Source organism: Streptosporangium sp. NPDC051022, assembly GCF_040683035.1.
In the GTDB taxonomy this organism is placed as follows: domain Bacteria; phylum Actinomycetota; class Actinomycetes; order Streptosporangiales; family Streptosporangiaceae; genus Streptosporangium.
In genome coordinates this window covers 525,811-550,995 of the sequence record NZ_JBFBCF010000001.1, presented here as the reverse complement: position 1 = coordinate 550,995, position 25,185 = coordinate 525,811, and the positions used below count along the sequence as shown (strand labels likewise).

General features: G+C 70.8%; 24 protein-coding genes. 4 read left to right on the top strand and 20 right to left on the bottom strand.

Features of this window, described 5'->3' with window-relative positions; genetic code table 11:
• Positions 1–164: 164 nt before the first annotated feature.
• Together AB0N02_RS02625 and AB0N02_RS02620 are read right to left on the bottom strand one after the other, a co-directional pair.
• Positions 165–1,004: a class F sortase gene (locus AB0N02_RS02625; protein WP_363941788.1), complete on the bottom strand. Its 840-nt coding sequence runs from the start codon at positions 1,002–1,004 to the stop codon at positions 165–167.
• Positions 1,005–1,020: 16 nt separating this feature from the next.
• Positions 1,021–2,613: a hypothetical protein gene (locus AB0N02_RS02620; RefSeq protein ID WP_363941785.1), complete on the bottom strand. Its 1,593-nt coding sequence runs from the start codon at positions 2,611–2,613 to the stop codon at positions 1,021–1,023.
• Positions 2,614–2,900: 287 nt separating this feature from the next.
• On the opposite strand from AB0N02_RS02620, the gene AB0N02_RS02615 reads away from it, so the two are divergent.
• The gene (locus tag AB0N02_RS02615; protein WP_363941782.1) at positions 2,901–4,046 is read left to right on the top strand and encodes an acyl-CoA dehydrogenase family protein; all 1,146 of its coding nucleotides are present in this window, start codon (positions 2,901–2,903) and stop codon (positions 4,044–4,046) included.
• On the opposite strand, the gene AB0N02_RS02610 is transcribed toward AB0N02_RS02615, so the two are convergent.
• Positions 4,021–4,569 carry a hypothetical protein gene (locus AB0N02_RS02610; protein ID WP_363941780.1) on the bottom strand — a complete coding sequence of 183 codons (549 nt, stop codon included), beginning with the start codon at positions 4,567–4,569 and terminating at the stop codon, positions 4,021–4,023. The two genes, AB0N02_RS02615 and AB0N02_RS02610, sit on opposite strands and share 26 nt — an antisense overlap.
• Positions 4,566–5,087 carry a hypothetical protein gene (locus AB0N02_RS02605; RefSeq protein ID WP_363941779.1) on the bottom strand — a complete coding sequence of 174 codons (522 nt, stop codon included), beginning with the start codon at positions 5,085–5,087 and terminating at the stop codon, positions 4,566–4,568. Before AB0N02_RS02605 ends, AB0N02_RS02610 begins: the two co-directional genes overlap by 4 nt.
• Positions 5,088–5,212: 125 nt before the next feature.
• Between AB0N02_RS02605 and AB0N02_RS02600 the strand changes: the two genes are divergently transcribed.
• Positions 5,213–5,374, top strand: a complete 162-nt coding sequence (locus AB0N02_RS02600; protein WP_363941777.1) for a hypothetical protein — start codon at positions 5,213–5,215, stop codon at positions 5,372–5,374.
• 11 nt (positions 5,375–5,385) lie between these two features.
• Here the strand turns inward: AB0N02_RS02600 and AB0N02_RS02595 are convergent, their stop codons facing one another.
• The 5 genes from AB0N02_RS02595 to pdxH form a co-directional block, all read right to left on the bottom strand.
• On the bottom strand, positions 5,386–6,162 hold the full coding sequence (locus AB0N02_RS02595) for an alpha/beta fold hydrolase (protein WP_363941776.1): 777 nt from the start codon (positions 6,160–6,162) through the stop codon (positions 5,386–5,388).
• Positions 6,163–6,377: 215 nt separating this feature from the next.
• On the bottom strand, positions 6,378–8,606 hold the full coding sequence (locus AB0N02_RS02590; RefSeq protein ID WP_363941773.1) for a SpoIIE family protein phosphatase: 2,229 nt from the start codon (positions 8,604–8,606) through the stop codon (positions 6,378–6,380).
• Positions 8,607–8,726: 120 nt separating this feature from the next.
• Positions 8,727–9,431: a metal-dependent transcriptional regulator gene (locus tag AB0N02_RS02585; RefSeq protein WP_363941771.1), complete on the bottom strand. Its 705-nt coding sequence runs from the start codon at positions 9,429–9,431 to the stop codon at positions 8,727–8,729.
• Between the two features lie 159 nt (positions 9,432–9,590).
• On the bottom strand, positions 9,591–10,802 hold the full coding sequence (locus AB0N02_RS02580; RefSeq protein ID WP_363941769.1) for an MFS transporter: 1,212 nt from the start codon (positions 10,800–10,802) through the stop codon (positions 9,591–9,593).
• Between the two features lie 112 nt (positions 10,803–10,914).
• Complete coding sequence (gene pdxH / locus AB0N02_RS02575; RefSeq protein WP_363941766.1) at positions 10,915–11,568, bottom strand: pyridoxamine 5'-phosphate oxidase; 654 nt, start codon at positions 11,566–11,568, stop codon at positions 10,915–10,917.
• Positions 11,569–11,736: 168 nt separating this feature from the next.
• Here pdxH and AB0N02_RS02570 point away from each other — a divergent pair, with 168 nt between their 5' ends.
• Positions 11,737–12,843, top strand: coding sequence for a citrate synthase 2 (locus AB0N02_RS02570; protein ID WP_363941763.1), 1,107 nt, complete (start codon positions 11,737–11,739; stop codon positions 12,841–12,843).
• A gap of 169 nt (positions 12,844–13,012) precedes the next feature.
• A complete protein-coding gene (gene serC, locus AB0N02_RS02565) occupies positions 13,013–14,122 on the top strand; it encodes a phosphoserine transaminase (protein WP_363941760.1) in 1,110 nt (369 codons plus the stop codon).
• Positions 14,123–14,335: 213 nt separating this feature from the next.
• Here serC and AB0N02_RS02560 read toward each other — a convergent pair whose 3' ends face one another.
• The 11 genes from AB0N02_RS02560 to AB0N02_RS02510 all read right to left on the bottom strand — a co-directional run bounded on the left by AB0N02_RS02560 (position 14,336) and on the right by AB0N02_RS02510 (position 25,146).
• On the bottom strand, positions 14,336–14,965 hold the full coding sequence (locus AB0N02_RS02560) for a UTRA domain-containing protein (protein WP_363941757.1): 630 nt from the start codon (positions 14,963–14,965) through the stop codon (positions 14,336–14,338).
• A 350-nt stretch (positions 14,966–15,315) separates the two neighbouring features.
• Positions 15,316–15,960 carry a rhomboid family intramembrane serine protease gene (locus AB0N02_RS02555; protein ID WP_363941755.1) on the bottom strand — a complete coding sequence of 215 codons (645 nt, stop codon included), beginning with the start codon at positions 15,958–15,960 and terminating at the stop codon, positions 15,316–15,318.
• Between the two features lie 351 nt (positions 15,961–16,311).
• Positions 16,312–17,076, bottom strand: a complete 765-nt coding sequence (locus AB0N02_RS02550) for a crotonase/enoyl-CoA hydratase family protein (RefSeq protein WP_363941752.1) — start codon at positions 17,074–17,076, stop codon at positions 16,312–16,314.
• Positions 17,077–17,085: 9 nt separating this feature from the next.
• Positions 17,086–17,859 (bottom strand): SDR family NAD(P)-dependent oxidoreductase, encoded by a 774-nt coding sequence (locus AB0N02_RS02545; protein WP_363941749.1) that lies wholly within the window; start codon positions 17,857–17,859, stop codon positions 17,086–17,088.
• A gap of 46 nt (positions 17,860–17,905) precedes the next feature.
• A complete protein-coding gene (locus tag AB0N02_RS02540) occupies positions 17,906–18,244 on the bottom strand; it encodes an STAS domain-containing protein (RefSeq protein ID WP_363941747.1) in 339 nt (112 codons plus the stop codon).
• Between the two features lie 336 nt (positions 18,245–18,580).
• Positions 18,581–19,312, bottom strand: a complete 732-nt coding sequence (locus AB0N02_RS02535; protein ID WP_363941744.1) for an ABC transporter ATP-binding protein — start codon at positions 19,310–19,312, stop codon at positions 18,581–18,583.
• On the bottom strand, positions 19,309–20,085 hold the full coding sequence (gene cbiQ, locus AB0N02_RS02530) for a cobalt ECF transporter T component CbiQ (protein WP_363941743.1): 777 nt from the start codon (positions 20,083–20,085) through the stop codon (positions 19,309–19,311). Before cbiQ ends, AB0N02_RS02535 begins: the two co-directional genes overlap by 4 nt.
• Positions 20,085–21,122, bottom strand: coding sequence for an energy-coupling factor ABC transporter permease (locus AB0N02_RS02525; RefSeq protein ID WP_363941740.1), 1,038 nt, complete (start codon positions 21,120–21,122; stop codon positions 20,085–20,087). Before AB0N02_RS02525 ends, cbiQ begins: the two co-directional genes overlap by 1 nt.
• Positions 21,123–21,190: 68 nt before the next feature.
• Positions 21,191–23,260 carry a glycosyltransferase family 2 protein gene (locus AB0N02_RS02520; protein WP_363941739.1) on the bottom strand — a complete coding sequence of 690 codons (2,070 nt, stop codon included), beginning with the start codon at positions 23,258–23,260 and terminating at the stop codon, positions 21,191–21,193.
• 338 nt (positions 23,261–23,598) lie between these two features.
• On the bottom strand, positions 23,599–24,465 hold the full coding sequence (locus tag AB0N02_RS02515; RefSeq protein ID WP_363941737.1) for a hypothetical protein: 867 nt from the start codon (positions 24,463–24,465) through the stop codon (positions 23,599–23,601).
• A 177-nt stretch (positions 24,466–24,642) separates the two neighbouring features.
• The gene (locus AB0N02_RS02510; RefSeq protein ID WP_363941734.1) at positions 24,643–25,146 is read right to left on the bottom strand and encodes a hypothetical protein; all 504 of its coding nucleotides are present in this window, start codon (positions 25,144–25,146) and stop codon (positions 24,643–24,645) included.
• Positions 25,147–25,185 lie beyond the last annotated feature (39 nt).

Genomic DNA, 25,185 nt, shown 5'->3' with positions numbered 1-25,185 from the left:
TGAGAGTTCGCGGGAGATCCGTGAGACAGAAACGTCTTCTGAGGAGATCCTGGCATGCGCATCGCCACCGCGCGGGTCCGGCACCCCTGGTCCGGGCCCCGCCCGCTTCCGCCTCCCGGTCCCGCCGGAGGGCGCCCCGGAGGCCGGGGCGCCCCGCGCGGAGGTCAGGCGCGGCGGGTGGCCGACAGCGTCGCGTAGACGATGATGTTGTCGGTGTAGTGGTGGGTCTGCTGGTTGTAGACACCGCCGCAGGTGATCAGCCGGAGGGTCGCCTCCCCGGTGTTGCCGTAGACCCGCTTCGACGGGAAGGCCTTCTTGCTGACCTGCTCGACCCCGTCGACCGTGAACTCGGCGACGCTCCCGTCCGTCCGCGAGATCTTGATCTTGTCTCCGCGCCGGATCTCCTTCAGGCGGCTGAAGACGGCGGCCCCGCCACGGGTGTTCACGTGCCCGAGCACCACCGAGGGCCCCTGCTGGCCGGGGATCGGGCCGTTCTTGTACCAGCCCGCCTGGTTCGGCTTGCTCAGCGGAGGGGTCTGGATCTCCTTCTTGGCGTCGATCCCGAGCGGCATCAGCGGGGCGAGCACGCCGATCCTCGGGATGGCCAGCTTCCTCGGCCGTACGCCCTTGCTCTTCAGCGGCGCCGGAGGCTGGACGACGGGCAGCGGCGGCGGCGCCGTGGGGTCGGCGGCGGTCAGCGGCACCTCCAGCCCGCCCGGGCCCACGCCCGGCGGCGGCGCCACCACCGGATCCGCCCCCGGCTGCCCGGCGGCGGGCGGCGGTACCGGCTCCATGTTGCCCACCGCCTGCGGGACCTGAGGCCCGTAGGGCTCCTGGTCGGCCACCGGCGTCATGTATGTGAGCAGCCCCGCCATGATCGCGCCGATGCCGCCGAGCGATCCCACCACGAGCAGGGCCGGAAGCAGCCTGCCTCCGACGCTCTTGGGAGGACGGCCGTAGCCGTGGTACGGGTCGTGACCGCCCTGAGAGGACCCTGGGTACATTCGCGGCGTCCCCTTCCTAGCCCTGGCCGCCGCGCACGTGCGCCGCCCGCCGCCGCTTCAGCGCGACTCCGCCCCAGGCGCTTCCGAGCACCATCGCGGCTCCGGCCCCGATCAGCCCCATCCCCGAGGGGCGCTCGTCGGGGGCCTCACCGGTCTGCGCGCCACCCGAGGGGGTGACCACCACCTGCGGGGCGGTGGGCGTGGCCCTGGTGGGGGTGACGGTCGCCGTCACGGTCAGGGTCGGCTTGGGCGTGGAGGTGGTGCCCGTTCCCTGCCCGCCGTTGGGGGCGGGAGTCGTGTAGACGGTCGTCGGAGTGACGTAGCACGTCGGAGTGGGGGTGGGAGTGACGGCCGGGGTGCCCGTGGGAGTGGGGACCGGGGTGATCAGGCGACACGTCGGGGTGGGCGTCGAGGGATAACACGTCGGCGTCGCGGGATACGACACCGGGGTGCACGTCGGCGTCGGATAGTGACACGTCGTGGAGTACGGCGCCGGGGTGCACGTCGGCGTCGGGTAGTGACACGCCGGTGTCGACGTCGTGGGGGACGGAGTCGGGGTGCACGTCGGCGTCGACGTCGGGGTGCCCACGGGGCTCTGGCTGATCGTCGGGCTGGCCGTCGCCCCGCTTGAGATGGTGACGTCGACCGACACCGGCGCGCTGACGAGCGTGCAGGTGGCCCGGTGCTCCTGGGGCGGCTCCGGCAGCTTCTCCGTGACCACCCGGAAGGCGTCCAGCTGCGCCCACTTGCCCAGGTCGTCGCTCGTGCCCTGCTCGTCGTTCACGACCTGGATGAGGTGCTTGCCGTACTTCAGGCCGTGGAACTTCCACAGCGTCTGCCCGCCCTTGTGGGCGTCGTTCGACGTCGTGCCGTCGGAGTTCTTCGAGGGTTCCACGAAAGCCGGCGTCGCGGGCTTGCCGTCGATGTAGAACAGGACCCGGCTCGCGCGGTAGTCACGCTGCGCGACGTACTCGATCCCGGTACCGGTGAACGTGAGAGAGGCCGTGGCGCCCTTGTCCAGCGTTCGATGGATGTCGAAGTGGTAGTCGCTGCGGTTCCACGGCTGGTCGTTGAAGTCCTTCCACGCGCCGGTGTACTCCACCCGGTTGTATTCGTCGTCGTTGACCATGACCTCACCCTCCGGCGGCGTGAAGTCCACGAACAGCTGCTGGGGTGTGATCTTCAGCTTCCCCACCCGGTCGGTGTGCGCGGAGTCGGAGATGCTCTCGGGGAGCTTCAGAACGTCGTCCGCCCGGAGTTCCGGCTGGTCCTCCGATCCCGACGGCTGAAGGATTCCGTTCCAGACACCGGCCAGCTGCACGTTGCCGGTGACCGTGACCTTGCCGCCCTTGGCGAAGTAGTCCGGGGAGCCGAACCTGGTCGGGTCCCCCTTGTAGCCGAGCGCCCACTTGACGTTGAGGGGCTCGCCGACGGTGAGCGTCGTGGGGACCGACAGCCTGGTCGTGAGGTTCACCGGACCGTGCGAGGCGACCGAGGCCGGTCCTCCGGTACAGCTGTAGTCGACCACGAGGTCGGCGCTGTTGGCACCGGCCGGCGCCGTGGGCAGCACGAACAGCGCGCCACCCACCAGGCCCAAGGCCGAGATCACGACAGACCTACGGAGCCCAGATCGCCACACCACCACACACTCCGTTCGGGAGGAGCACCAATTGGGATTACAGCCCTAGCAAACCAAGAGTAGATCGTACGGTTTGCACCATCTTGAGCGCAGCGAGATGGAAGAGACGATTGAAGACCGTGGCGCACTTGTGATCCGCCTCCGGTTTCGGGCGGGAGCCGTGTGAGTCGCGCCGGCGAGCCGTGCGAGTCGCGCCAACCGGGTATACCTCTCAGTAACAGAATCGTATTCTGTCTTCGAATCCCAAGGAGGCAGTAATGCAGCGAGACCTCTTCGAGGAGGAGCACGTGCTCTTCCGGGAGACCGTGCGCGAGTTCCTCGCCCGTGAGGTGGTCCCCCATCACGACCGGTGGGAGAAGGACGGCATCGTCCCCCGTGAGGTGTGGAAGAGGGCCGGAGAGATCGGGATGTTCGGCTTCGGGGTCCCGGAGGAGTACGGCGGGGCGGGGATCACGGACTTCCGCTACAACACCGTGATCGTGGAGGAGGTCATGCGGATCGGCGCGACCGGTCTGGGCTTCTCCCTGCACAACGACGTGATGGCGCCGTACTTCGTGGGCCTGACCGATGACGGGCAGAAGGCCCGCTGGCTGCCCGGGTTCGTCAGCGGCGAGCTGATCACGGCCGTCGCGATGACCGAGCCGGGCGCGGGCAGCGACCTGCAGGGCATCAGGACGACCGCCGTGCGCGAGGGCGACCACTACGTGCTCAACGGCCAGAAGACCTTCATCACCAACGGCGTCAACTCCGACCTGGTCGTCGTGGTCGCCAAGACCGATCCGGAGGCGGGCGCCCGGGGCATCTCACTGCTCGTCGTCGAACGGGGCATGGAGGGCTTCAGCCGGGGCCGCAACCTGGAGAAGATCGGCATGCACGCCCAGGACACGGCGGAGCTGTTCTTCGACAACGTCAGGGTTCCGGTGGCCAACCTGCTCGGCGCGCAGGAGGGGCAGGGCTTCTTCCAGCTCATGGCCAACCTGCCGCAGGAACGGCTGTCGATCGCCGTGATGGCGGTGGCGGTGGCGGAGACCGTGCTCCGGACGACCATCGAGTACTGCGGGTCCCGCAAGGCCTTCGGCCGCAGCATCGGCGCCTTCCAGAACACCCGGTTCGTACTGGCCGAGCTGGACACCGAGGTCGAGATCGCCCGGCACTACGTGGACAAGTGCATCCTGGCGCTCAACGCCGGGGAGCTGAGCGCCGTGGACGCGGCCAAGGCCAAGTGGTGGACCACCGAGCTGCAGACCAAGGTCGTCGACCGCTGCCTCCAGCTGCACGGCGGCTACGGCTACATGATGGAGTATCCCGTGGCCAAGGCCTGGATCGACAGCCGCGTGCAGACCATCTACGGCGGCACGACCGAGATCATGAAGGAGATCATCGGCCGCTCGTTCGGCTTCTGACGCCTCCGGCTTCCCCGGCCGTCCGGCCGAAGCGGCGCGCGGCCCGGGCCGTACGGAGCCTGACCACCCCGAGGTGGGGGTGCCGCAGGATCCGCTCGGCGGTCCGTTGCCTCCTCCGGTCGTGCTGGGACCAGGCCCACCGGATGGGGTGCTCGGCGTCCAGCCAGTCGCGGACGCTCTCCCGGTTGCCGTTCCACAGCTCCCTGCGGGTGACCGCCCGCAGGAGCGAACGCCACACGACGCGCCGCATCACCGTCAGGCGGGGCAGGTCCAGCCAGACAAGGGTGTCGGCCCGCTCCCACAGCAGGTCTCCGAGCGCGGAGTGGTACTGGTCCTCGGTCACCCAGCGCGGGCCCGCGGAGAACGCCTCGACGTCGGACTCGAACTCCGGCCGCTTACGCCAGCCGGGACCGTGGTGCAGCGCGTCGAGCTCGTGGTGGGGCAGCCCGATCCGGGATTCCAGCCTCCGCGCCAGCGTCGTCTTGCCCGCGCCGGATATGCCGGCGATCAGCACCCTGTTCACTCCCGGACGACCTCCTCGATCCGCACGGCCGTACCGTCACCGATCGACACCGTGGCCCGGAACGCCACCCCCGCCTTGAGCGCCGTGACCAGTTGCTCGGACGAGCACCTGTGCGGCGCCTCCCCCTCGTCGCAGACGCTTCCCTGCGCGTCGAGCACCACCGTGCCGGCGGCGAGACGCACCTCGCGCACGCTCCGGCCCGTGTCCACCACGATCGCCCCGGTGCCCAGCGGGCTGAGCCACCCCGTCACCTCGGCGTCGGCCGTCCCGGTCCCGCCGTCGCGTGACGGCCCCGCCCCGGGCGCCGCGGCGGCGGAGGACGGCACCGAAGACGGCACCGAAGACGACGCTGAGGACGGCACAGTGCCGGAGGAAGCCGCCGGGGCACCCGCCAGGGCGTCCGCCGCGACGGTGGACGGGCCGCTCCCGCCGGAGCACCCCGACAGGCTCACAACCAGCGCGACGACCGGCACGACGACCGGCGCGGTCACGGGCAGGGCGGACAGGACGCGCGTCACGTTTCCCGATCTCCTCACGAACGGCAACCATGTCACGAGGTTCCGCGTCGCACCCAATCATCATCACGGGATCCGCGGAGCCGACGCATACTGGTGATCGTAGGCTCCCCCCTGAGGCGGTGTTGATGGACAGCGGACTGATCCTGCTGGTCTTCCTGGCGTTCCTGTTCGCCTGGGGACTCAACCGGGTACGGCGGGCCTTCCGGCTCGGCCCCGTGGCCTACGCGGGCATCATGATCGTGTTCATCCTGGTGATGCTCGCCATGTGGGGGCAGACGTTCCGATAGCGCCCGCGGCGTCACCGGCTGGATCCCTCCAGCAGGACTCCGGCGACCAGCGCGGGGTCGTCGCTCATCGGCAGGTGCCCGCAGCCCCGCAGCAGTTTCACCCGCTGGCCCGACCACCTGCCGGCCCGTACGGCCTGCCGCCGTGGCAGCAGCCGGTCGCGTTCCCCCCAGGCGATCGTGATCGGCACCTTCGGCGGAGCCGGGGGCAGCAGCCAGGCCAACGAGTCGAGGGTGTCGTCGAATCCCCGCGCGTCCCGCAGCGCCCGCCCGGCGGCGAGCAGCGCGCGGGCGGGAAGCCTGGAGGGGTGGGCCGTCATGAGGCCCATCGAGATCGCCCGGCCCAGCGGGTGCTCCGCGACGGCCCGGGCCCGTTCCTCCGGCAGTGCCACCACCGACGCCCGGGTCGCGCGGAGCACGGCCCGCGCGTAGGCGAGTTCGCTCCGGTTCCAGAACCCGGCGGGAGACAGCGCGGTCGCGGTGCGGACCACTCCCCTGGAGGCCAGCTCCAGGGCGACGTAACCGCCCAGGGAGTTTCCCGCGACGTGCGGTTCGCGGACGCCGAGCCTCGCGCAGAACGACTCGACCGCGTCGGCGAGGCTCTCGGCCGTGTACGGCGAGCCGGGCGGCAGCGGCGGGGAGGCGCCGAATCCGGGAAAGTCGACGGCGATCACATCTCGCTCGGCGGCGAGCCTGTCGAGCACCGGCAGCCATGCCTGCCAGTGGTGCCCGAGGCCGTGCAGCAGGACCAGGGGCGCTCCGGCCCCGTGCCGTTCGAAGGCCAAATCCATGCCCTTGAGTGAAGCACCGATCGCGGTCATCTTCTAGAACGGTCGCCGTCACCCACCGGATCGGCCCGCGGAGGGATCGCCGCGGACACCCCGTCACATCCCGCGCGACGTTCCGCGGCCGTGGACGCGCCGTGCTCCAGGGGCACCGCCCTACAGGGGCGCCGCGGGCACGGTCCTCCCCGAAGATCGCGGGCCCGGACGGGGACGGTACCGGGTCAGCGCGCCTTGGTGGGGATCTCGAACCAGACGGCCTTGCCCTCCTTGGTCGGGCGCGAGCCCCAGCGCTTGGCGAGCTGGTCGACGAGGTAGAGGCCGCGGCCGCCCTCGTCGTTCTCCCCCGCGCTGCGGATGCGGGGAAGGCGGAGGTCCTGGTCGAAGACCTCGACCCAGACCGACTCCCCTCCCCTGCGGAGCCGGAGGGTGAACTCCTTCTCGTTGACGACCTCGTCTTCGAAGCCGGGGATGTCCCAGGACTCGTCGAACGGTATGGGGGCGGTGGTGTCGATCACCAGGTCGCGACGCGGGACGCTGGCGTTCGCCGCGTGCAGGACCACGTTGGTCACCACCTCGGAGACCAGCAGGCAGGCCAGCTCGGCGCGTTCCTCGGGGACGTTCCACCCGGTGAACGCCTCCGCCGCCATCCGGCGGGCCTCACCGACCATGATCGGCTGCGCGGGGAACGTGCGCTCCTCGACGTCGAGCTCGTCGCGGGCCGACCGGACGACCAGGATGGCCATGTCGTCGTCGATCTCTCCGGCCACCGCGCCCGTCGCGGCGTCGGCGATGTTCTCGACCGACTCGTCGGAGACCTCGATGAGCTTGCCACAGAGCGCCGCGAGGGTCTCCTCGTCGCTGGGCGGCTTGCCGTCGGCGTCGCGGACGGGACGGCGGTCCACGAGGCCGTCGGTGTACAGCAGCAGCGCGGCCCCCGCGGGCAGCGTCCGCGTCTCCTCCTTGTAGACCAGGTCGGCGTTCATACCGCGGGCGCGGACGCCTAGCGGCTTGCCGACCTCCTCGATCTCCAGCTCGCTGCAGGTGCCGTCGACCAGGAGCAGCGGCGGGGCGTGACCGGCGTTGGCGAACGACAGCTGCCGCGACCAGGCGTCGTAGACGAGGTACTGGCAGGTGACGATGGGCGGGACGCTGATGTCGGCGCCGCTGTCGTCCCACTCGGGGGTGGCGATGCCGTGCGTCCAGTCGTCGAGCCGGGCGAGGATCTCCGCGGGCGGCTTGTCGTCCTGCGCGAAGGCCCGTAGCGCGGCCCGCAGCTGGCCCATGACGGCGGCGGCCTTGGCCCCCCGGCCCTCGACGTCGCCGATGACGATGCCGACCCGGCCCGCCGACAGCGGGATGACGTCGTACCAGTCGCCGCCCACCTGGGTCTGGATGCCCTGGCCGTGCGAGGCGAGCGGCGCCGCGGGGTAGTAGCGGACCGCGATCTCCAGCCCGTCGAGCTCGGGCAGCGGCGCGGGCGGCAGCAGGTTCTTCTGGAAGGACTCGGCGGTGTGCCGCTCCTCCTCGAACAGCAGCGCGTTGTCCACGGCCAGCGCGACCCGGGTGGCGATGGTGCCGACGAAGTCGCGGTCGAAGGCGTCGTAGTGCGGGCTGCGCCGGTCGGTCAGGTTGGACAGCCCGAGGTACATCAGCCCGAGGACCTCGCCGCGCACGCACAGCGGCGCCACGATGGCCGAGGTCATCCCGATCTCCGCCGCGAGGCGGGTGTTGGCCTCGCCCGGGCTCGGATAGTTGGTCTGCGAGAAGTCCTCGACGAGGATCGTCTCCTGGCGCCGCAGCGCGATGTCGGCGTAGTGCCCCGCCGGGTAGCGGATCTCGGCGCCGACCGGGGCCCAGGTGTTGGGCGGCGGGTTCCAGCCCTGGACGTGGCTGGAGACCTTCCTGATCATCCGGCCGCCGTCCATCAGCTCGATGAAGCAGTGGTCGGCGAACTGCGGGACGAGGATCTCCGCGACGCGCTTGAGCGTCTCCTCGACGTACAGCGAGCTCGCGAGCCGTTCGCCGATCCGCTCCAGCAGGCCGAAGCGGTCCTTCTCCCGTTCGTTGCTGCGCATCGCCTCACGGGCGGTGATGACGATGCCCGCCACCGAGCCCGACTGGTGCCGCAGCGGCACCGCCTGGGCCCGGACGTAGATGATCGTGCCGTCGCCGCGTTTGACGTCGAAGGTGCCCTCCCAGACACCGCCCTTGAGCACGTGTTTGGCGAGCTCGACGGCGAGCGGGTGGTCCTTCTCCATGATCCCGAGGGAGCGCGACTGGTCGCGGGCGGAGGGACCCGGCCGGCCGAACAGCTTCTCGGCGAACGGATTCCAGTAGACGACGTTGCTGAAACGGTCGGTGACGACCACCGCCATCTCGGCATGGTCGAGCACGGAGCCGGCCGAGAGGTGGTCGGCGGCGTCCTGTGAGAGGTCCCCCCACCGTTTCATCCGGTGACCACCCCTCGGGGACGGCTGTGCGCAAAGCGAACCACGGTTGCTCCTGCTGCGGTGTCGGCAGGGGAGTGGAGGGTCTCCCGGGGGGGATTCAACCAAGCGGAGTGGTCTTGGTCAGCGTGTGGAGACGAAAACGTGCGCGGCGATGTCTCGCGGAAGCTCCGCCAGAGTGTTCTCCGCCTCGTCGTCACCTGTCACCCGCACACCGTCGTCGCTTGCCGCGAGCGTTACCTCGCGTCCGGGTTGTATCCCAACTTGCTTGAGTTTAAGCATCACAGCCGGATCGCTTTGCACTTGTTCGCTAATTCGGCGGACGACAACGGGTATATCCCTGGGTCCGGCCAGAGCCGCCATCGACGGCAACGACTGCCACACGGCCCCCGCCAGCCCCGTGACCCCCAGTTCCTCAAGGCCCGGAATGGGGTTTCCGTGCGGGTCCTCGGTCGGATTGTTCAGCAGGCTGACCAGTCGCGCCTCGACGGACTCGGACATGACGTGCTCCCAGCGGCACGCCTCGATGTGCACCTCCTCCCAGGGCAGCCCGATCACCTGGGTGAGCAGGCATTCGGCGAGGCGGTGCTTTCGCATTACGCGCGTCGCGAGCGTACGGCCCAGATCGGTCATGGTCAGGTGCCGGTCTCCTTCCACCCTGACCAGGCCGTCGCGTTCCATCCGGGCGACCGTCTGGCTGACGGTCGGGCCGCTCTGCTGAAGCCGCTCGGCGATTCGCGCACGGAGAGGGGTGATCCCCTCCTCCTCCAACTCGAAGATCGTGCGGAGGTACATCTCCGTGGTGTCGATCAGGCCGTGTGCGGTCAAGGCTCCTCCCGCCCTATCTCGATTTCGAGTCCGTCGCGGTGTCCTCCCCGAAGGGCGGCGCGGGGATCGAAAAGTCTCAGACTCCGACCCTATTGCGAGATCCACCCACGATGGCCAAGGACGGCAACACCGGAGGCCGCGGAATCCTTCCCGGCCTGCTCAAACACCCTCGGCGGTCGCCCTGTAACTCCTGAAAGCGGGAATGGCCAGCCCCACGGCGAGCACCGCGACCGCGCACGCGATGCCGCCGCCGACCCACGCTCCCGTGGCGCCCACCCACACGGCCGTCGCGCCGGCCCGCAGATCCCCGATGCGGGGGCCGCCCGCGACCACGACCATGAACACGCCCTGCATCCGGCCCCGCATGTCGTCGGGCGCGTGGGTCTGCAGGATCGTCTGCCGCCACACCGCGGAGACCAGGTCGGCCGCGCCCCCGAGCGCCAGCAGCGCGACCATCAGCCACAGCTGGCCGACCAGGCCGGCCGCGGCGACGCTGAGCCCCCAGGCGGAGATCACGAACGTCAGGGCCAGGCCCTGGCGCCTGACCCGGCCGACCCAGCCGGACAGCAGGCCGCCGATGACCGAGCCGATCGAGATGCTCGCCGACAGCCAGCCGAACGCGAGCGGCGAGCCGCCGAACCGCTCGGCGGCGATCTGCGGGAACAGCGCCCTGGGCAGCGCGAACGCCATGGCGATGATGTCCACGACGAACGACATCATGACGACCGGGTGGCCGGAGATGTAGCGCAGGCCGTCCAGCACGGAGCGCAGGCCCGGACGGGTCACCTCGCCGATCGGTTCGAGCCGCGGCAGCCGTAGCGCGGCGTAGAAACCGGCGCCGAACAGCAGCGCGTCGATCAGGTAGGCGACGGCGTAGCCCTGGACGAGCACGATCCCGCCGATCAGCGGGCCGATCACCGTGCCGAGGTTGCTCACCAGGAAGTTGAGGGTGTTGGCCGCCGGGACGTACTCCACCGGGACCAGCCTGGGGATGATCGCCCCCCTGGTCGGCCCGGTGATGGCGAACCCGGTGGCGTGCACGGCCACGGTGGCCAGCAGCAGGCCGATGTTCGCCGTTCCCAGGGCCGCCTGGACCAGCAACGCGAGCGTCGCGGTCCAGGCGATCAGCGAACCGGTGATGAGCAGCCTGCGCCGGTCTACCGCGTCGGCGACGGCCCCGCCCCACAGGCCGAAGACCACCAGGGGGACGAGGTTGGCCGGGCCGAGCATGCCGACCCAGAACGACGAGCCGGTGGTGTGGTAGACCTGCGCGCTGACCGCGACCGAGGTGAGCTGGAAGCCGATGAACGACACACCCTGCCCGGCCCAGAGCCGCCGGTAGGCCGGGACCTTCAGCGGGCGGGTGTCCACCGCGAACCGTTGTATGAACGCGAGCCGCCGCGTGAAATCCCCGAACCCCACACTTCCCCCTTAGCCCTTCGGACTTATGGGGATATATCAGTAGAGCTCAGGTTGTGGCACGTCAGGGTGCCAGACGCTCGACGGTCCAGGAGGGTCCCAGGCGGCGATAACGGAGACGGTCATGCATGCGATCGAGCTGTCCCTGCCAGAACTCCACCTCCGACGGCACCACCCGGAACCCGCCCCAGAAGTCCGGCACCGGCGGGTCCTCCGGCCAGCGCTCGGCCAGCTCCGCGTAGCGGTCGTCCAGTTCCTGCCGGGAGTGCACGACGGCGGACTGGCGCGACGCCCAGGCCCCGATGCGGGAGCCGTAGGGGCGCGACCTGAAGTACGCGGCGGACTCCTCCCGCGGCAGCCGTACCGCCTGCCCCTCGATCCGCACCTGGCGGCGGATGGAGTGCCAGGGGAACAGCAGGCTGGCCCGCGGGTTCTCCGCGAGGTCGCGGCCCTTGCGCGACTCGTAGTTGGTGTAGAAGACGAACCCGTCCTCGTCGTAACCCTTGAGCAGGACGGTCCTGGCCGTCGGCCGCCCGCCCGCCGAACAGGTCGCGACGACCATCGCGTTCGGCTCGGGAAGCTCGGCGGCCACGGCGTCGTCGAACCACCGGGCGAACTGGGTCACGGGGTCGGATGCGAGGTCCTCCTCCAGCAGAGGAAGACCTTCGTAGGTGCGGCGAAGCCCGGCAAGCGAAGGCGGGCGCGAGGTGGCATCCACGGGAAGGTATTCTCCCGTGCTTGACGGAGAGCATGCGCACCGCCCCCACCTGGGACGATCGCGTTCCGGCGGGTCCGGCGGCAGACCACCGCGCCCTAGGGGGTTGAATAAGACCCGCCGGTATCTCGACATCAAGGCTTTGACTTCAAGAAAGGGAGGCGGCCGAGAATGTCCGACTTCAAACCCGGGCTCGAAGGCGTAGTAGCTTTCGAGACGGAGATCGCGGAACCGGACAAAGAAGGGGGCGCCCTCCGCTACCGGGGCGTCGACATCGAAGAGCTGGTCGGCCGTGTCTCCTTCGGCCACGTGTGGGGCCTGCTGGTCGACAACAAGTTCCAGCCGGGGCTCCCCCCGGCCGAGCCGTACCCCATTCCTGTCCACTCCGGTGACATCCGCGTCGACGTGCAGAGCGCGCTGGCCATGCTGGCCCCCGCGTACGGCTTCCGCCAGCTGCTCGACATCGACGACGAGCAGGCACGCGCCGACCTGGCGCGCGCCAGTGTGACCGCCCTCAGCTTCGTCGCCCAGTCCGCGCGTGGCCTCAACCTGCCGATGGTCCCGCAGAGCCAGGTCGACAAGGCCGACAGCATCGTCGAGCGGTTCATGGTCCGCTGGCGGGGCGAGCCCGACCCCAAGCACGTCAAGGCCATCGACGCCTACTGGACGTCGGCCGCCGAGCACGGCATGAACGCCTCGACCTTCACCGCCCGCGTCATCGCCTCGACCGGCGCCGACGTCGCCGCGGCGCTGAGCGGTGCGATCGGAGCCATGTCCGGTCCGCTGCACGGGGGCGCCCCCGCCCGCGTGCTGCACATGATGGAAGGCGTCGAGAAGATGGGCGACGCCAAGAAGTACGTCCAGCAGGAGCTGGACAACGGCCAGCGCCTCATGGGCTTCGGTCACCGGGTCTACCGCGCCGAGGACCCCAGGGCGCGTGTGCTCCGCCGTACCGCCAAGGAGCTCAACGCCCCGCGTTACGAGGTCGCCGCCGCCCTGGAGCAGGCCGCCCTCGACGAACTGCACGCCCGCAAGCCCGACCGGGTGCTCGCCACCAACGTCGAGTACTGGGCCGCGGTCATCCTGGATTTCGCCGAAGTCCCCTCGCACATGTTCACCTCGATGTTCACCTGCGCCCGCACCGCGGGCTGGGCCGCTCACATCCTGGAGCAGAAGCGCACGGGCAGGTTGGTCCGCCCCAGCGCCAACTACGTGGGCCCGCCGCAGCGCTCGATCAACGACGTCCCCGGCGCCGCCGAGGTCATCGACTCCTTCTGACCCCCACTCATGCCCGTACGGCTGCCGCGCGACCCCTTCGCGCGGCAGCCGTTTCGCGCACCCGACCACCTTCCGCCCCCGCCCCGTCCACCGATCTTTCCGGCGGCGCGCCCGTCTCAAAATCCGGACCCTGGACGGGGACGGCCGGTGGGCTCAGTAGGCTGGTCAGGTGGCTGACATCGTGATTCCCTCTGACATCAAGCCCGCCGACGGCCGTTTCGGCTGCGGGCCCTCGAAGGTGCGCCCTGAGCAGCTCTCGGCTCTGGCCGCCTCCGGCTCCAGCTTGCTGGGCACCTCTCACCGCCAGAAGCCCGTCAAGTCGCTCGTGGGACGCGTCCGCGCGGGCCTGACGGAGCTGTTCTCCCTCCCCGAGGGATACGAGGTCGTCCTCGGCAACGGCGGCACCACCGCGTTCTGGGACATCGCCGCCTTCGGGCTCGTCCGTGAGAAGTCGCAGCACCTGAACTTCGGCGAGTTCTCCTCCAAGTTCGCCTCCGTCGTGGCCAAGGCCCCGTGGCTGGGCGAGCCGACCGTGATCAAGTCCGAGGTCGGCAGCCACCCGGAGGCCCGCACCGAGGAGGGCGTGGACGTCTACGCCCTCACCCACAACGAGACCTCGACCGGCGTCGCGATGCCGATCAGGCGGGTGGGTGAGGAGGGCTCGCTGGTCCTGGTCGACGCGACCTCGGGCGCGGGCGGCCTGCCCGTCGAGGCGAGCGAGTTCGACGTCTACTACTTCGCCCCGCAGAAGAGCTTCGCCTCCGACGGCGGCCTGTGGCTGGCCCTGATGTCCCCGGCCGCGCTGGCCAGGGTCGAGGAGATCTCCGGCAGCGGCCGGTACGTCCCCGAGTTCTTCAGCCTGCCGACGGCGATCGACAACTCCCGCAAGGACCAGACCTACAACACCCCGGCGGTCGCCACGCTGTTCCTGCTGGCCGACCAGATCGAGTGGATGAACGGCAACGGCGGCCTGGCCTGGACCACCGCCCGCACCGCCGACTCGGCCCAGCGGCTCTACACGTGGGCGGAGAAGACCTCCTACACCACGCCGTTCGCCGCCCCCGAGTTCCGCTCGAACGTGGTCGGCACCATCGACTTCGCCGACGAGGTCGACGCCGCCCAGGTCGCCAAGGTCCTGCGCGCCAACGGCATCGTGGACACCGAGCCCTACCGCAAGCTCGGCCGCAACCAGCTGCGCATCGCGATGTTCCCGGCCGTCGACCCCGACGACGTCGAGGCCCTGACCAAGTGCATCGACCACGTGGTCGAGCGCCTGTAGTCACCCCGTCCGGGAGCGTTCCCCCTCCTCGGGCGACGTTCCCGGACCGGACACCGCCACGGGCGCCGGGCAGGACCGCACCCCTGCCCGCCCCACTCGAACGATGCCCCGCCCCTGCGCCTTTCCGTGCCTTTCGGTGCCTTTCCGTGCCCTACTGTGCCCTCCTGTGCCCCTGTCGAGGGCTCCCGGCCGCCGGACGCCGGCTTCCGCGGGTCAGAACTCGTCCGCGCCGGTGACCTGGGTGATGGGGAAGACGTGGCGGGAGGCCGCGCAGATCGTCTCCAGGGTGTGGACCGGGGTGCCGTCGTCGCCGTAGCTCGCGCGCAGCACCTGCACGATCCACTCGCCCGGGTCGAGCTCCAGGGTCTCCGCCTCGAACCCGGTGGGCGGCCGGGCGATCAGGTGCTCCTCGGCGTGCCCGAAGCGGTGGCCGAGGGCCTCGATCCCGGCCTGCAGGGTCGGCCGTACGAACTCTGGGACGCAGATCGGGGTGCCGCCGAAGACGTCCAGGCGGAAGTAGCTCGTGGCGATCCGCACCGGCACGTCGTCGGCCAGCAGGAGCTTCCTGCGGGCCAGGACCTCGGTGCCGGGCTCGACGCGCAACGCGGCCGCGACGTGGCCGGCGGGCCGCTCGGGGCCGACGTAGAGCATGCGGCGGCCGGGGCGGACGCCCTGCCCGGCGGCCTCGGTCAGGAAGAGCGACGCGGAGGCGCGTACGGCGGGCTCGGTGGGCAGCGTGCGCCGCACCGTCACCCGGGGCTCGCCGGGCGTCCCCTGAAGCCCCCCAGAAAGGCGGTTCGCGGCATCGTTCACCGCGTGGCGGGTGATGTCGGTAAATACCATGGAAAGTCCCTCCACGGCCTTTCTGGAGCCCGCTGAGGAGCCCTCCTCCGCCGCCGGTCCCCCGCGGAGGCCGTCCGAGACCTCCCCGCCCCCTTTCCGAGGGCCGCCGGAGGTGAAGTCGTCGGGGGTTGTCTCGTGCACGGGCGTTCGTTCTCCGGTCCGGTGGTCTCGGACCACTTTAGCCTCCCCGAGGAGGCCTCCCGGCGGGGGCGGAGGGGGCCGCGTGCGCCGCCGTACCGTCCGGCCCGGGGCGCCCGGGGCACCCGGGACGCGGAACCGGACCCGGAGTCGTGGCCGGTCCGGGGCTCGGTCGGGGCGTCGGGGCGCCGGGGCGTCAGGGCGTCAGGGCGTCAGTAGGTCTCGACGGCCCTGCGCTTGCGGCGCAGGACCCAGGCCGCGATGATCCCGCCGATCAGCCCGAACAGGTGCCCCTGCCAGGAGATGCCCGCCTCCCCGGGGAGCACGCCCCAGATGATCGAGTAGTACGCCGCGGCGACGCCCAGACCGATGACAATGTCGAGGATGCGACGGTCGAACAGGCCCCTGGCGAGGACGAAACCGAAGTAGCCGAAGATCAGCCCGCTCGCGCCGACCGTGACCACCATCGGCGAGCTGGTGAACCAGACGCCCAGGCCGCTGACGACGATGATGATCAGGCTGGCGAGCAGGAACTTGCCGAGCCCGCGCAGCGCGGCGAGGAAGCCCAGGATCAGCAGCGGCAGGGAGTTGGCCATGAGGTGGCCGAAGCCCGCGTGCAGGAACGGCGCCAGGAAGATGCCGCCCAGGCCCTCGATGTTCCACGACCTGATGCCGTAGCCGTCGAGGTCGCCGGGGACCACGTAGTCGACGATCTCGATCGCCCACATGGCCGCGACCAGGACGATGACGATCATCGCGGCACCGGCGGCGCCGGCGGCCAGGTCACCCGCCTTGCGCTTGAACCGCTCACCGGAGGACCGCCCGGTCGGAGGAATCCGGGTCCCGTAGTCGTTCAATGCACTCTCCTGGCCTTCGGAGCGGTCGCGTGGACGTCAGGTGCCCCCGCCGCACTCGTCCACACCTTTACCGTACGCACTTCAGGCCGTGAATGCGCCGGGTGCGGCCACTTTGGCCGCACCCGGCGCGGGACGGCCGGCGGCGGGCCGCCCCTGGAGCGTCCGGCGACGGAACACCGGGCGGCGGACCGTCGCCGCGGAGCACCCCGGCGCGGGACGGCCGACGGCGGGCCGCCCCTGGAGCGTCCGGCGACGGAACACCGGGCGGCGGACCGTCGCCGCGGAGCACCCCGGCGCGGGAGCGACCGGTGGCGGACCGTGGAGCGGGGCCCGGGGGGACAGGTCGAAGGGCTACTCGCCCCTCCACCGGGGGGCGCGCTTCTCGGCGAAGGCCGCCGCGCCCTCCATCGCGTCCTTGGAGGCGAAGATCGGGTCGATGATGTCCGCCTGCTTCGCGAACATCTCCGCACCGCTCCAGTCGCCGGACTCGACGATCAGGCGCTTGGTCGCGGCGAGCGCCAGCGGGGCGTTCTGCGCGATCCGCCCGGCCAGTTCGACCGCCTTGGCCAGTGCCTCGCCGTCGGGCGTGACGTGGTTGACCAGGCCCACCTCGTACAGCCTGGCGGCGGGGAAGTGGTCGCCGGTCAGGGCGATCTCCATCGCGACGTGGTAGGGGATGCGCCGCGGCAGCCGCATCACGCCTCCCGCGGCCGCGACCAGGCCGCGCTTGGGCTCGGGCAGTCCGAACTTGGCCCCCTCGGAGGCCACGATGACGTCGCAGGCCAGCGCCAGCTCGAAACCTCCGGCCAGGGCGTAGCCCTCGACCGCGGCGACGATCGGCTTCCTCGGCGGCGCCTCGACGATGCCGCCGAAGCCCCTGCCCTCGACGTGCGGCACGTCCCCCTTGAGGAAGCCCTTCAGGTCCATGCCCGCGCAGAACGTGCCGCCCGCCCCGGTCAGAACGTAGGCGGCGACGTCCGCGCGCTGTTCCAGCTCCTCCAGCGCCGCCGCGACGCCCCTGGCGACGGCGCCGTTGACGGCGTTCCTCGCCTGGGGCCGGTTGATCGTGATGACGGCCACGCCGCCATCGACCTCGACCAGAACCTCGTCAGACACCGGTCTCTCCTACTTGGGCTGGAAGCGGATGCCGCCGTCGAAACGGATGGTCTCGGCGTTCATGTAGTCGTTCTCGATCAGCGAGCGCACCAGCCGGGCGAACTCCGCGGGCTGTCCCATGCGCTTGGGGAAGACGACCGGGGCCACGAGCTTGGCCTTGAACTCCTCGGCGTTCGGGTTGAAGCCGTAGATCGGGGTGTCGATGATGCCGGGGCAGATCGTGTTGACCCGGATGCCGGCGGCGGACAGGTCACGTGCGGCCGGGAGCGTCATGCCGACGATGCCGCCCTTGGACGCCGAGTAGGCCACCTGGCCCGTCTGGCCCTCCAGCGCCGCGACGGAGGCGGTGTTGACGACCACTCCGCGCTGGCCGTCCTCGTCGACCGGCTCGGTCCGGGCGATGGCCGCGGCGCCGATGCGCATGAGGTTGAAGGTGCCGATCAGGTTGACCTCGATGACCTTCCGGTAGGACGCCAGGTCGTGCGGCGAGCCGTCGCGGTTGACCGTACGGCCGGCCCAGCCGATGCCCGCGCTGTTCACCACGACGCGCAGCGGCCTGCCGGTCGCCACGGCCGCGTCGACCGCCGCCTGCACCTGCTGCTCGTCGGACACGTCGGTCTTGACGAAAACCGCGCCGATCTCGTCGGCGACGGACTTGCCGCGCTCCTCGTTGAGATCGGCGACGACCACGGTAGCGCCATGCGCGGCGAGGTCACGGGCCGTCGCCTCGCCGAGGCCGCTGGCACCGCCCGAGATGATTGCTGCTGCTCCGTTCAGGTCCATGAGCGGACTTTAACGCGGCTACCGAATGAAGTTCTTCTCAGGGGGGTTAAATCTCGCCGACCGCGCTGCCGACGTCGGGATAGACCTTGATGCGCCGGTCGAGCCCCGTGGTGCGCAGGATCCGGGCCACCGGAGGCTGGGGGGCGGCCAGGCTGACCCCTCCGCCCTCCCCCGTGGCCAGCCGCCAGGCCTCGATGAGCACCGACAGGCCGCTGGAGTCCATGAAGGACAGCTCCGTGAGGTCGAGAACCAGCCGGGCACCGTCGAGCTTGATGGCGTCGCGGATCTCGTCTCGCAGAAAGGGGGCGGTGAACAGATCGAGTTCGCCCTCGACGGCCACCACCACGGCGTCACCGACGGCACGGCGAGCCAGCCGTAGCTTCATCAGTCCTCCTCGCCCATGAGGCAGACCCACTTTACTTCGCCATCACCGTATGTGAGGTCATGCAACTCTATGATCATTCACATGGATGGGGAGGTGGGGGCACGAACGCCGCATATCACCTCTCCCCGTTCGCGGCCGCTGTACACGGGATCCGCGGGCACCCGCCAGGCCGGGTTCACCCTCGTCGCGTAACCGCCCCTGCGGCTCCGCCACTCCCGCCGTCACACCGCACGCTGATTTATACCGGAAAAATCATGAAGAACACGGCCGAAAAGGCGGATAAAGCACTCTCTCAGCATGTCGTGATGTATGCCGGTACCGCACGGGCCGTTCGGCTCAGCGGGGTGCGAAGCCGTACGGCAGCTCCAGCCGATGGGCGGCGAGCAGCTCGGCGTCGGCGAGAATCTCCCCGGTCGGCCCGTCGGCGGCGATCACCCCGCCGGACAGGATGAGCGAGCGGTCGCACAGTTCCAGCGCGTAGGGCAGGTCGTGGGTGACCATCAGCACGGTCACGTCGAGACTCCTGAGGATCTCGGCCAGCTCGCGGCGGGAGGCCGGATCGAGGTTCGACGACGGCTCGTCCAGCACCAGGATCTCCGGCTCCATGGCCAGCACGGTCGCGACCGCCACCCGGCGGCGCTGGCCGAAGGACAGGTGGTGCGGCGGCCGGTCGATCGTCTCCAGCATGCCCACCCGGTCCAGCGCGTCCTTGACGCGTCGCTCCAGTTCCTCACCCCCGACCCCGAGGTTGGCCGGGCCGAAGGCCACGTCCTCCCTGACGGTCGGCATGAAGAGCTGGTCGTCGGGGTCCTGGAAGACGAGGCCGACCCGCCTGCGGATCTCCTTCAGCGACTCCTTGCCGACCCGCAGCCCCGCCACGGTCACCGTGCCGTGCCCGGCGGTCAGGATGCCGTTGAGATGCATCACCAGCGTGGTCTTGCCCGCGCCGTTCGGCCCGAGCAGCGCGACCCGCTCCCCCCGTGCGATCTCGAAGTCGACGCCGAACAGCGCCTGCGTGCCGTCCGGATAGGCGTACGCCAGACGGCTCACCTCAAGCGACGGTGTCATGCCGGTCCCCCGTTCACGAGCAGTGCCCCGAGCAGCGCCACGAGCGCCGCGCCCGGCAACATACCCGCGACGAGCCACTGGCGCGAGGAGGCCGACAGATCCTGGATGACCGGCATCGAGCCGGTGTAGCCCCGGCTGAGCATCGCCAGGTGCACCCGCTCGCCGCGCTCGTAGGAGCGGATGAACATCGTCCCCGCCGACCTGGCGATCACCGGGATGTGCCGTACGTCCCTGGCCACGAACCCCCGTGACTCCCGGGCCACCCGCATCCGGCGCATCTCGTCGACGACGACGTCCATGTAGCGGAGCATGAACATGGCGATCTGCACCAGCAACGACGGCAGCCGCAGGCGCTGGGCGCCCAGCAGCATCAGCCGGGGCTCGGTCGTGGCCGCCAGCAGCACGCTCGCGACCACGCCCAGCGTGGCCTTGGCCAGGATGTTCCAGGCTGACCAGAGTCCCTCGGCGCTGAGCGAGATCCCCAGGACGGTCACGCGCTCGCCGAACCCGATCAGCGGCAGCGCCACCGCGAACACCACGAACGGGACCTCGATCACCATCCGCCGCAGCACGAAGGACGGCGGGATCCGGGCGACCAGCGCCACCGAGGCCAGCAGCGCGGCGTAGACGCCGAAGGCCCAGAACCACTCGCGCGGGGTCGCCACCACCACCAGCGCGAAGGCCGCGACCGCGGCCAGCTTGCACTGCGGGGGCAGCCGGTGGACGAGCGTCTCACCCGCCCGGTAGAGCCGGTGGTGGTGGCCCGCCCCCACTACGCGGAGACCTCGTCCTTGGCCGGGGCCTCACCCCGGGTACGGCGCCGCACCACGAAGAACAGCCCGCCGCCGACCGCGAGGGTCACCCCGACGCCGATGACGCCCGCGACCCCCACGGGGATGTGCCCCTCGCCGTAGTCGGCCAGCGGCTGGTCCGCCAGGTGGTGCTTCGCCGCCTGGCTGCTGAAGCCCTTGTCCTCGGCCACCCGCTCAAGGCCGTCGGGTGAGGAGGAGGCGTAGAAGCTGACGACCCCCGCCAGCAGCGCCGCGACCACGACGCCCGCCGGCAGGAACCAGCCCGGGCGCCGCGGGCCCGCCTGCGCCACCGGGCTCACGGCCTCGCGGGTGACCGCGGTGTCGCCGTCGGCCCCCCGCAGCACCAGCGGCGCGGCCAGGCCGCGCGCGCCGTACACCAGGTCGGGCCTGATCGCCAGCACGGTGCTGACGGTGACCGCGGTGATCAGGCCCTCACCGATGCCGATGAGCACGTGCACGCCGCCCATGGCCGCGGCGACGGTGCCGACCTCGATGGGCGCGGTGCCGCCGATCCAGAACAGCAGGGCGAAGGCCACGGCCGCGACGGGCACCGAGACCAGGGCCGCGACGAAGGAGGCCGCGACCACCGTGCCCCTGCCCCGCGCCCTGCCCGCGATCAGGCGGAAGACGGCCCAGGCGGTCACGACGGCGACGACGCCCATGAGTGTGATGTTCACCCCCAGCGCGGTCAGGCCTCCGTCGGCGAAGAAGAACCCCTGCACCAGCAGCACGACGGCGATGCACAGCACGGCCGTGTAGGGCCCGACGAGTATCGCGGCGAGCGCGCCGCCTAGCAGGTGCCCGCTGGTGCCCGCTGCGACCGGGAAGTTGAGCATCTGGACGGCGAAGATGAAGGCCGCGACCAGACCCGCCATGGGCGCGGTCTTGTCGTCGAGCTCTCGGCGGGCGCCGCGCAGGCAGACCGCCACACCGGCGGCCGCGACGGCCCCGGCCGAGATCGACACGGCTGCGTTGAAAAAGCCATCGGGTACGTGCACCACAAGCCTCCGAAGTGCGAAATCCTTCCAACCTTACGCCATGGGCTTGTAGTTGCAAGATAGTGGCATTAACGGAAGACCCTGCGGACGAACGACCTGGGGGTGAAGGTGCGGACCACCGTGCTGAGCCGCCCCTTACCCGCGGTGGCGTAGGGCCTGACGCTGCGCCTGACCAGCCCCCGCCACCAGACGCGCGGCGGCGCGATCGTCTCGGCCGCCGCCTCGATCCTGAAGCGCGCCGGAGGCCCGCCCAGGTCCAGCTCCAGGTAGGCGTCCCAGGTGCCCGGCCCCAGCCTGCCCAGGGCCTGCCGGGCGGCGAAGGCGCCGCCCGCCTCGACCTCGACCGGTTCGCGCCGCTCCCGCCCCGACCACCGTTCCCGCCACACCAGGTGGCGCACCGTCCGCGCCCCCGGAATGGCCGCGCCCACGCTGACCTCGCCGTCGAGCACCAGCCTGTGCCCGATCGCCCAGCGGGCCCGGGTCAGCCGCGCGCTGCCGGGGACGCTCACCACGTGACCCCCGACGTCGAGGCTGAGGTTGCCGTGCGGCCTGGTGAAGTATGGCAGGGCGACGATCCCGTCGATCACGCGGGGCACCGGCTGGACGATCCGCCCGTCCCGGTCCGCGCCGAGGCGCGCGAGGCGGCTGACGCCCTCGCACTCGACGTTGAGGTAGACGTCCCAGACGCCGGACGGCAGTCTCGCGGTGTCCACGAGACCGGTGAACCTCTCGTGGTCACCGGTGACCGGGACCACGACCTCGACGGGACCGTCGGCGCACCCGCCCCGCTCGGCACACCCGCTCCCGTCCTTCCTCCCGCTCTCACCCCGCCTTCCGCCCGTGTTCCCCCCGCCGCGCGGCGCGCCCCCGCTCCGCCCACCGCCGTGCCCACCGCCGTGCCGGTCGGCACCGCCACCGCCGCGCGACCGCAGCACCAGCGCTAGGCCACCCGCGACGAGATCGGGGCGGCCGCCCTGCTCCAGCGCGCTCAGCCCGACCCTGCCCGAGACGACCAGGCTGCCCTCGCCGTCCCAGTGGAGGCCGGTGAGCTCCCGGCGGACCACGGCGGACTCGATGTGCGCCAGCCGTACCAGGCGGTCGATGTCCTGGAGCGCGGCGATGCGGCTGCGGTCGATGGGGTTGAGGCGCTCGCGGACCCCGTCGGTCAGCCACCGCTCGCACATGTCGGCCACCTCGGCGACGATCTCCTTGCGCTGGACCTCCTCCGCCTCCAGGAAGGGCCTGCCGAGGCTGCTGAGGGCGTCCATCCGGAAGTGGCGTCTGAGCAGGTGGTCACGGAGCGCGCCCGGACGCACGTGCCGGACCATCAGCTCGATCGGCCCTTTGATCATCCGCAGCCAGGAGACCGGGTCACGGCTGCCGGAGCGCTGCATGATGCTGCTGCCGTCGGACCTGGCGACCAGGTGGTAGCAGTCGTAGTCGGCGACCACCGAGATCACCCCGGCGTGGCAGTAGGCGTGGGTGGTGAAGAACACGTCCTCCCCCACCAGCAGCGTCTCGTCGAAGCGGATGGCGTGCCGTTCCAGCATCTCCCTGCGGAACAGCTTGAAGCAGCTCAGGCTGTTGTAGACGGAGCTGTCACCGAGCGCGACCCGCTCCGCGCTCTCCCGGAACATCGAGGCCGGCGCCCTGCGGTCGTGCCCGACGATCTTCCCGAGGACCATGTCGGAGCCGTTGCGCTCGGCCATCGCGAGCATCCGCTCCAGCGCCTCGGGGCCGAGATAGTCGTCCGCGTCGCAGAAGAACACGTATCTGCCCCGGGCCTGGGAGAGCCCCACGTTGCGGGGCCGGCCCGCGCCACCCGAGTGCTCCTGCCGGATGACCTTGATGACGCCCCGGTGGTAGGAGGCGTAGAGGTCGAGCAGCTCGGCACTGCCGTCGGTCGAGCCGTCGTCCACGACGACGATCTCCCTGCTGACCCGCTGGACCAGCAGGGAGGTCAGGCAGCGGTCGAGATAGGGACGGCAGTTGTAGACGGGAACGATCACGGTGACGTCTATGTCGGGGCGGCCCGCCTCCTCACGCGTGCCTCCGCCGCTCTCCCGCGAGATCTCGCCTTCCCTCGCGAACCGGCCGTCCCGTTCCGTGCGGACTGGCTGAAGGATCGTCCCCGTCACCGCCGTGCCCCTCGTCGGTCACTCTGAGCTTATGTAGCGTTCCAGTATGTGACGAAGAGCCACTCCCGCGTGGCCGATCCACCGTCTTGGTCCCCGGACCTTCGCGCCGGGGCCGTCGACACCGAGGGAAACATCCGGTTGGTACGGCTTGCGCCCCGCCCCCGGCGGTCCCGCCACCTCCCGCCGCGCACTCGCGTGACGCCCCCACCGCGCGCTCACGGCCGCGCGCTCACGGCCGCGCGCTCACACGACGCCCCCCGCCGAGCGTGACGACGACCCACGTCCTCCTGGCCGGTGCCGTACGGCCCAGGCCGTACGGCCCGGCGGCAGGACCGTTCCTACACCCGGCCCATCTCGTCGTCCATCTCGTCGTCCCGCCGGAGCCCGTCCCCGCCGGAGTCCCGCAGCGACCTGGCCACGCCCAGCACGTGCGCCTGGTAACGCCGCCGCGCCAGCCGCAGCAGGAAGGAGAGCGCGAGCAGCACTCCCAGCAGCAGCGCGAACAGGTGCAGCGGGAAGATGACCAGGGTGGCACTCCGGCTGGACGTCCCGCCGGGGCCGGAGACCGACACCCTGGCGTGGCAGACGCACATCAACGGGGGATCCGCCCACCGGAGGGTGACGTCCCTGCTGGCCCCGCGCAGCACGGTGAAGTCGGGGAACGGGACCCGTCGTCCGTCGACCTCGACGCTCAGGGCGTCACGGCCGAAGAAGTCGCGGTGCACGGTGCCCTGGTTGTCGACGGTGACCCCGAAGTCCACGGGACCGCCCAGTGCGAACCCCGGGGAGCGCAGGCCGCCGATCTGGAGCGAGGTGTCGACCGGCCCCGGGACGGTGATGTAGATCGGCGTGCCTATCGCCCGGCTGATCCTGATGTTGTCGCCGCCGGTCTTCGCTCCGGGGGGCACCGTGAAGAGCACCTCGACCTGGTGCTCGCCGCTGTCGGGGTCACGGGGAGGGTCGATCCGTACGGTGACCTGCCGTCCCGAATCGGGGGCCAGGTGGAACGCGGCCGGGCTGACCTCGATCCAGTCGGCCGCCGAGTAGGGGGCGTCCTCGTCGAGGACGACCTTTCCGTCCTGCCCCGCGCTGAAGCTCGCCGTTCTCACCACGACGTCGATCGGCAGCCGCCCTTTGTTCGTCACCTGGAACGTCTGGGCGCGATCGAGATGCTCCGGACCGACGATCAGCCGCGTTGGACTCACCGTCAGGGAGAAATCAGGCTTGGGGGCTGCGCCCGGCGTTCCCGACGCCTGCGGGCCCGTCGCCACCGCCACGCCACCTGCCGCCAGGAACGCGGCAATCGCGCGCTGAAGCCTTCCGGCCACTGCGCAGCCCCCCATTGCGATCGTTGGATGAGTGATTGACGAAGATCGAGCGGGCTACAGGGTGGTCGCGACGTAGTTGAGCGTGCCGCTGTAGGTGTCGGGACGGACGAACGGCACGGTGATCTGGAAGTCGTTGCTGATGAGGTCCCCCGCGGGATCGGAGGCCGCGGTCTTACGCGCCACCTCCAGCGGAGTGGCGGACGACAGGGCCGTGAAGGCGACCTGGGCGGGCCCGCGGACCTGCAACAGGGTCACCGGGACGACGTCGGTGTTGCCCGCGATCGCCCCGACGAGGTTGGCCGCCTGGGGCTGGACCGTGACGGAGTATCCGGCGAAGTTGTTCGTCGTCACCCTCATCGTGACGGGCAGGCCGGTGCCGGACGCCACGGTCTGCCCGGGGTTGCCCGCCAAGGTGAACGCGGCGGTCAGGTCGCTCAACGTGATCGACAGACCCACCTGGACGTTCGCCACCGTGCTACCGGTGTCGGAGTCCGCCCGCGCCTGCGGCACCTGCCCGGGCAGTGCCGCGACTGTCGCCCCCGCCAGCGCCAGCGACAACAGAAGTGATTTGGCTCTCGGCGCCACTGACATGAAGAT

What these genes read in the sequence shown, in the direction of transcription:
- AB0N02_RS02625 (WP_363941788.1), bottom strand. Translation starts at nt 1,004, where the DNA reads ATGTACCCAGGGTCCTCTCAGGGCGGTCACGACCCGTACCACGGCTAC.
- AB0N02_RS02570 (WP_363941763.1), top strand. Translation starts at nt 11,737, where the DNA reads ATGTCCGACTTCAAACCCGGGCTCGAAGGCGTAGTAGCTTTCGAGACG.
- AB0N02_RS02600 (WP_363941777.1), top strand. Translation starts at nt 5,213, where the DNA reads ATGGACAGCGGACTGATCCTGCTGGTCTTCCTGGCGTTCCTGTTCGCC.
- AB0N02_RS02545 (WP_363941749.1), bottom strand. Translation starts at nt 17,859, where the DNA reads ATGGACCTGAACGGAGCAGCAGCAATCATCTCGGGCGGTGCCAGCGGC.
- AB0N02_RS02535 (WP_363941744.1), bottom strand. Translation starts at nt 19,312, where the DNA reads ATGACACCGTCGCTTGAGGTGAGCCGTCTGGCGTACGCCTATCCGGAC.
- AB0N02_RS02560 (WP_363941757.1), bottom strand. Translation starts at nt 14,965, where the DNA reads ATGGTATTTACCGACATCACCCGCCACGCGGTGAACGATGCCGCGAAC.
- AB0N02_RS02595 (WP_363941776.1), bottom strand. Translation starts at nt 6,162, where the DNA reads ATGGATTTGGCCTTCGAACGGCACGGGGCCGGAGCGCCCCTGGTCCTG.
- AB0N02_RS02590 (WP_363941773.1), bottom strand. Translation starts at nt 8,606, where the DNA reads ATGAAACGGTGGGGGGACCTCTCACAGGACGCCGCCGACCACCTCTCG.
- AB0N02_RS02615 (WP_363941782.1), top strand. Translation starts at nt 2,901, where the DNA reads ATGCAGCGAGACCTCTTCGAGGAGGAGCACGTGCTCTTCCGGGAGACC.
- AB0N02_RS02540 (WP_363941747.1), bottom strand. Translation starts at nt 18,244, where the DNA reads ATGAAGCTACGGCTGGCTCGCCGTGCCGTCGGTGACGCCGTGGTGGTG.